Source organism: Piscirickettsia litoralis, assembly GCF_001720395.1.
GTDB lineage: Bacteria > Pseudomonadota > Gammaproteobacteria > Piscirickettsiales > Piscirickettsiaceae > Piscirickettsia > Piscirickettsia litoralis.
The window spans coordinates 346,616-353,338 of record NZ_MDTU01000001.1 but is presented as its reverse complement, the minus strand read 5'-3'; the positions used below and the strand labels follow the sequence as shown (position 1 = coordinate 353,338).

8 protein-coding genes are annotated in these 6,723 nt (G+C 39.8%); 7 read left to right on the top strand and 1 reads right to left on the bottom strand.

Annotated features, from left to right (window positions below; genetic code table 11):
* Positions 1–108 precede the first annotated feature (108 nt).
* Positions 109–1,014, top strand: coding sequence for a LysR family transcriptional regulator (locus tag BGC07_RS01615; RefSeq protein WP_069311699.1), 906 nt, complete (start codon positions 109–111; stop codon positions 1,012–1,014).
* A gap of 241 nt (positions 1,015–1,255) precedes the next feature.
* Positions 1,256–1,441, top strand: coding sequence for a hypothetical protein (locus BGC07_RS01610; protein ID WP_069311698.1), 186 nt, complete (start codon positions 1,256–1,258; stop codon positions 1,439–1,441).
* On the opposite strand, the gene BGC07_RS19180 is transcribed toward BGC07_RS01610, so the two are convergent.
* Positions 1,398–1,994, bottom strand: coding sequence for a DUF2062 domain-containing protein (locus tag BGC07_RS19180; RefSeq protein ID WP_077216693.1), 597 nt, complete (start codon positions 1,992–1,994; stop codon positions 1,398–1,400). The two genes, BGC07_RS01610 and BGC07_RS19180, sit on opposite strands and share 44 nt — an antisense overlap.
* Positions 1,995–2,011: 17 nt before the next feature.
* Between BGC07_RS19180 and BGC07_RS01605 the strand changes: the two genes are divergently transcribed.
* The 5 genes from BGC07_RS01605 to BGC07_RS21435 all read left to right on the top strand — a co-directional run bounded on the left by BGC07_RS01605 (position 2,012) and on the right by BGC07_RS21435 (position 6,670).
* A complete protein-coding gene (locus BGC07_RS01605) occupies positions 2,012–4,276 on the top strand; it encodes a DNA internalization-related competence protein ComEC/Rec2 (RefSeq protein WP_069311697.1) in 2,265 nt (754 codons plus the stop codon).
* A gap of 65 nt (positions 4,277–4,341) precedes the next feature.
* Positions 4,342–5,028, top strand: a complete 687-nt coding sequence (locus BGC07_RS01600; RefSeq protein ID WP_201258088.1) for a class I SAM-dependent methyltransferase — start codon at positions 4,342–4,344, stop codon at positions 5,026–5,028.
* Between the two features lie 416 nt (positions 5,029–5,444).
* Complete coding sequence (locus BGC07_RS21445) at positions 5,445–5,624, top strand: hypothetical protein (RefSeq protein ID WP_235602829.1); 180 nt, start codon at positions 5,445–5,447, stop codon at positions 5,622–5,624.
* Positions 5,590–6,372 (top strand): alanine/glycine:cation symporter family protein, encoded by a 783-nt coding sequence (locus tag BGC07_RS21440; RefSeq protein ID WP_235602828.1) that lies wholly within the window; start codon positions 5,590–5,592, stop codon positions 6,370–6,372. Before BGC07_RS21445 ends, BGC07_RS21440 begins: the two co-directional genes overlap by 35 nt.
* A 37-nt stretch (positions 6,373–6,409) precedes the next feature.
* Positions 6,410–6,670, top strand: a complete 261-nt coding sequence (locus BGC07_RS21435) for an alanine:cation symporter family protein (protein WP_235602827.1) — start codon at positions 6,410–6,412, stop codon at positions 6,668–6,670.
* The last annotated feature ends 53 nt before the right edge of the window (positions 6,671–6,723 follow it).

Sequence of the window (6,723 nt, the reverse complement as noted above, 5' to 3'; positions counted from 1 at the left end):
GTAAATGAGAAAATTATCTGGGTTTAAGCTGTTAATCAAAAGCGGTTGTTTTCTAAAATGGCGCATGTTAATTTGACTAGGATTCATTTTGTCCTCTAGGAGCTTGAGATGAGTGTTAAAGTTACATTGCGTCAATTGGAAATTTTTGTTGCAATTTCCCAACATGGTCATGTTACTCAAGCTGCAAATTCATTGTATCTTTCTCAATCGGCGGTCAGTATGGCCCTAGCAGAGCTCGAGCGCCAACTGGGAAAAACATTGTTTGACCGTGCTCATAAAAACCTACAGTTGACGAATGAAGGACGGCTGTTATTGGATAAAGCCGTTAATTTAATGCAGCAAGCCAGAGAGGTTGAGCAGTTATTTGAAGATAATGTCCAAGGCGAGCTCGTTGTCGGCGCAAGCTCTACGGTTGGCAATTATATGCTCGCGCGCTTGATCAGCGAATATTTAAAAAAATACCCGCAATTGCGTTTACGTCTTGAAGTGTCTAATACCCAAAGGTCACAAGAAAAGCTATTGGATTATCAGTTTGACTGTGCCTTTGTTGAAGGTGAAGTCATGCATACGGACATCAAACGCCAGTTATGGTGTATGGATGAGATGATTTTTGTTGCGGCTCCCATGCACCCGTTAGCCTATAAAACACGGGTAACTTCAGATGACCTTGCTAAAGCTGCGTGGGTGCTACGTGAGCAAGGCTCTGGGACGCGTGAGTTTTTCAATTATCATCTATTACCTAAACTTGCACGTGCTCGAATTTGTTTGGAATTAACTGATTCAATGGCGGTGACTCAATCGGTAGAAACCGGAGTGGGGATTAGCTGTTTGTCTCGACGTGTTGCTGAGAGTGCTTTAAGAGAAAAGCGTTTAGTTGCGCTTCCTTATAGTCATAAATTAGAGCGCTCATTTTATTTAATTATGCATGAAAAGAAACACGTATCGCCTCTGACTCGTCACTTTGTTGACTTTTGCTATCAAAGTGCTGGGCAGGGTAATAATTATTCGATTTAGTAACTTTTTTTATTTTATATAAAAAGTGATATTGAACTCGTGCCATAGTTAACTAACGCTAACCAATATCGACATATTTTCTGCACTTTGATCTTTATTAATGATTTTGCTATAGTCAATTTCAGTGGTAAGGATTCATAAAAATAAAAAATTATTCATATATCTTGTGAATAGCTAAGAATCTGGGTACAGTAAAATAATCCCCCTTACCCGTATGGTACACTTTTAAGGAGGTTGTCAAATGGAAAAAATTGAGCGAACTTATGTTCGAGATCAGGGATTAAGCGGCAGCTTTAAAGAAATGCAACTGGAGCAGTACTCTCGTGATTGGTTAGAGCCAATGCGCCGTAAGAGCGGTGAAGGATCTTGGGATGATGATTATGTTAGTCCAAGAGCAAAGAGTAAGTTAGACGGTTATTTTGGGTAAATGTAGAAAAGGGGCTTATTGCCCCTTTTCTTTTTGATGTTCTTGTCTGTGTTTTTGCTCTATTCTTGTGCCACTTACGGCCAATCCAAAACCGGTAAAGCAAGCGTGCGGTAATATAACTGGCTAACGAAAAAGTAATACTCAAAGTTATGCAACCTAATAAAAAGGGTTGCCATGAATGAGAGAGTAATCGTAATATATCATGGGACTTATCAAAGCTAATCGCAAGCTCGGGATGGCCCATCATCCAGCTGCCTAATTTGTATGCACCATAAATCATCGGCGGGATTGTGATTGGATTAGAAATCCAGACGGTGGCCAGAGAGATGCCGACATTCGCGCGAAAAATTAAGGCGCTCAGTGCCGCAGGGACCATCTGAAACGGGATCGGGATGAAGGCGAAGAAGCTACCGATAGCAATGGCCTTAGATACACTATGGCGGTTAAAATGCCAAAGATAGTGATAGTGTAACAAATGGTGGAGCTTAGCAAGAATTTTATGGTCTTTAAGGGACTCTCGCGTTGGGATTTTACTTTTAAACCAATTGAACATGGATAGATTTCAGTCCTATGATGGGGTTTGTATTTGTTATTGGGTTTATCACCCTCTTTTTTCTAGGTTGGCCAGGTGGCTTGCTACTCAGTTTTATTATAGGGGGATTGTATTACTTTATAAAATCAAGCGCTAGAATTTGGTGGGTTCTCTTTCTTTGTCTTGGAGCACTTTGGGCATTGTTAGTGATTAGCTGGCAAAATCATCTGCGGTTATCGCATGATCTTTTTGGTCACAGCGTTCAGGTTACAGGGATAATTCACTCTATTCCAGAATACCAAGATCGGAAAACACGCTTTTTATTTGTAGCAAGTGAAATCAATGGCCAAACACTATGGCCTAAGCGTGCCTTGGGCCTAAATTGGTATAAACCTAGAAAAGATCAGTTGGTATTGTTGCATGCAGGGGAACGTTGGCGATTCAATGTGAAATTACGGCCCCCTACAGGGCTTGAGAACTTTATCGGCTTTAACTATCGCTTATGGCTGTATCAGCAAGGAATTCAGGCGACAGGCACTGTCACTAACAAAGAGGGCGGTAACACTCGACTGAGTGGACCTCACGCCTTGCATATACAGAAACTGCGACAACAGGTGGCGCGATTCTTAGAAGATGCTCATTTACAGAATAGTGCAGTGATTAAGGCACTAACGCTTGGTGAGCGTGGAGATTTAAGTCAAAACCAACGTCAAATATTGCAACAGACAGGGACGGCTCATTTATTAGCAGTATCTGGGTTACATATTGGCCTTATTGTCACATTTACCTTTTTATTGATGCGAGTTTTATTGCTTTGGTTACCGTTGCTTGCTAAAAAATATCAAAATTCAGGGTATGCCCTGTTTATCGCAGCAGTGATAAGCCTTATGGCTGCAATCCTTTATAGTGCACTGGCAGGATTTTCAATTGCAACCTTACGAGCCTGCTTGATGACTTCCTGCATACTAATTGCATTCTTATATCGACGGGTGATACCCATATGGACTTTCTATCAGTATGCATTAGTGGGTGTGATTTTGTTTTTTCCTTTAAGTGTGCTATCTGTTGGTTTTTGGTTGTCATTTATCAGTGTTGCCGTGCTTATTTTTGTGTGTTCTGGGCGTTTAAAGCAGAACAAATTACAGAAATATATTAAACCGCAGTGGGCCCTATTAATCGCATTAGGACCTTTGTCTTTAGCTTATTTTTTTAATTTGCCAATCATGGGATTGTTTGCGAATCTTGTTGCAATCCCCTGGACCGGTGCTTTGATATTGCCGATATTGTTAATGAGTGTCATTTTTATACCATTATCATTGAATTTGGCACTAATTTTATTAAATTTTGCAGATCAACAAATTACCTGGTTATTGCAAGTATTGCATTACTTAAATCAGCTCCAGTTTTATATCCCTCCTTATCATGGTATTCCTAAAGCAGCTGTACTCATTATATCTTTACTCGGCACATTTATTTTATTAATGCCACGCGGGTTGCCTGGGCGATTTTTAGGAGGCATTGCTTTATTTATTCCTTGGTTATATGCAGTAAAGCCTATTGTTGCTGGCGATGTTTTTATTCGTGTACTGGATGTAGGGCAAGGTTTTGCGGCAATAATTAAGACAAGCCATCATAATTTAATCTATGATGTTGGTAATCGAACTAAAAGTGGTTTCGACTTGGGGCAAGCTGTTGTTGTCCCTAACCTTTATGCTTTGGGAGTACGCCATATTAACAAGCTTGTTATTAGTCATATAGACAGTGATCATAGCGGTGGGCTGAGCAGTGTGTTAGCTATTTATCCGCAGACTAAAGTGATCAGTTCAAGTCCTTTGTTACCTAGTTCTCAAATTGAACCTTGTGTGTCGGGAAACCACTGGCAGTGGGATGGTGTGAAGTTTGAGTTTTTATCACCTTTTAGACCTTTTCCTTATGGGCGCAATAACCAGTCGTGCGTATTAAAAATTACAGCAAAAGGGAAGAGTGTGTTATTTTCTGGAGATATCGAAAAATCACAAGAAAAAAAGCTTATTGCTCGTGCTCCATTGAGTTTGAAAAGTGATATTTTATTTGCGCCTCATCATGGCAGTAAAAGTTCTTCAACTTTAGCGTTCATTAAAACTGTTTCTCCTAATACGGTCATTATTAGCGCGGGTCGCTATAATGCTTATAAGCTCCCTCACTCAGTCGTTATTGATCGTTATCAGCAGCAAAAAGTTAATATTTTAAATACAGGGCAGGTTGGCGCGATTGATTTTGAACTCACTAATGGCCCTATAGGCTTTACCTTTGCTGGTTCTTGATTATGATGTATTTCGGATGATAAAGGGCGTTATTGGCAGTAGCATGAAAAGGAAAATCATTGATCATGAATGAAAGTAACAGATTAGAGAAAGAGCAACTAATGGATGAGTTATCTGATTTGAAAATTATAGATTCTTGGAAAAAGAATACCCAGCCTTGGATTAAGGCGATTGAAAATAGTGAGATTGAAACCCGCCAGCAAGTAACAAACCATGTAATTATTAAAGAAATTTTGGCAAGTCAGCCTAAAAAAGTCCTTGATATAGGCTGTGGGGAAGGTTGGCTTGTTAGAACATTGGAGAGTGCAGGAATTGATACGCTGGGTATTGATGCTGTTCCCGAATTTATTGAATATGGCCAATCTAAAAAGCAAGGTCGCTTTAAATTATTATCTTTTGAAAGCTTAACTTACCAAGCTTTACAAGAAAAATTTGATATTATTATTTGTAATTTTTCTTTAATTGGTAAAGAGGTCGTTGACTATTTATTCAATAAGTTTTCTGAACTATTAAGCCAAAATGGCCGGGTTATTATTCAAACTTTGCACCCGGTTACAAGTTGTGGGAATTTACCGTACCAAGATGGCTGGCGAAAAGGGTCTTGGCAGGGCTTTAGCAAAGAATTTATGGACCCTGCTCCTTGGTACTTTAGAACAGTAGAAGCTTGGCAGAAACTTTTTATTGATAATGGCTTTTCTATTGATAAGATGATTGAACCTGTTTATAAAAAAATAATCGGCCTATTTCTATAATATTTACAACAAGCGTGCATACTGTTTAATCGCTATATGGAATATAGTGGCTACTGCAAAACGCTTTTATCCATAGCAGAGGTTACGAGGTGTTCATGTGTGTGCTCAATTTTATCTCGTTGATATGGGAAATAAATGAGCGTAATAATTAACATAATAAACAGAGTATATAACAAATAGGTTAAAAATCGTGACTTCATCGTCTAATTTCCTTGTTGGTACAACTTAAATATGTTTTTTTGCAGGCTTAGAGTAAATTTATATAAATTTGCTACTGCCTGACAGAGTAGTGACTACCTAAATCTATTTAATCAGAAAAACTTATGTGTGGCAAGTTGCCTCATTCACCCTAACTCTTGCTTTTGTCTAGTTTTTTTTGTTACAATAAATAAAGAAAGTAGCAAAGGAGCTTGAGTGTGGATATAACATCATTTTTGAATGCAGTGAGTGGCTTTGTTTGGGGGCCTGTCATGCTGATTTTACTTTTGGGGTGCGGGGTTTATTTAACGATCCGATTGCGCTTGTTGCAGTTAAGGAAGTTAGGTGCAGCCTTAAAGCTTATTGTCCAAAAAGATCCGAAAAAAAGCCAAAGGTGAGATCAGTGGTTTTCGAGCATTAACTACGGCAATGGCTGCAACTGTTGGCACAGGGAACATCGCAGGTGTTGCTACAGCTATTGTTCTAGGGGGCCCTGGTGCTATTTTTTGGATGTGGATAACAGCCCTTGTTGGAATGGTGACAAAATATGCAGAGGCTGTACTTGCTGTTAAATACCGGGAAATAGATGCAAATGGTAATTATGTCGGTGGGCCGATGTATTATATTAAAAATGGCTTAGGCTCGCGTTGGCGAGGATTAGCTGTCGCATTTGCGATTTTTGGAACCATTGCGGCCTTTGGTATCGGCAATAGTGTTCAAAGTAACTCGATGGCGCATGTATTAAATAACCATTTTGGCATTTCACCTTGGTGGGTGGGTGGTGTGAGTGCGGTACTCGTTGCTCTTGTGTTATTGGGAGGAATTCGTTGGATTGGTCGGGTGACGAGCTATTTAGTCCCGATTATGGCGGTTTTTTATATTATCGGTGGAGTCATTGTTTTAAGCCTACACTTTAGCCAGATTCCGCAAATTTTCTCCCTTATTTTTCATAGTGCGTTTAATGGTACAGCGGCTGTTGGTGGTTTTGCCGGTGCGACGATTATGGCGGCGATTCGTTTTGGAGTCGCTCGTGGTGTTTTCTCAAATGAAGCTGGGTTAGGGACTGCACCGATTGCGCATGCTGCGGCAAAGACAAATAGCCCAACCCGTCAAGGCTTAATTGCGATGACTGGAACATTTTTTTGATACCATCATCTTATGTAGCACTACCGCTTTTGTCATCTTGTTAAGTGGGTTATGGACTTCAGGAGAAACAGGGGCCGCACTTTCATCAGATGCCTTTCAGCTTGGGTTTAATGGCGGTGGTCTGATTGTAACAATTGGTCTTGTTGTTTTCGCATTCACAACACTCTTAGGTTGGAGCTATTATGGTGAGCGTTGTGCCAGTTACTTGTTTGGTACAAAAATCATTATCCCTTATCGTATTCTTTGGGTAATTGTCATTGTTTTGGGGCCGTTGCAAACTTACATTTATTATGGTTAGTTGCTGATATTTTAAATGCATTGATGGCAATCCCAACCTTATTGCTTTGATAT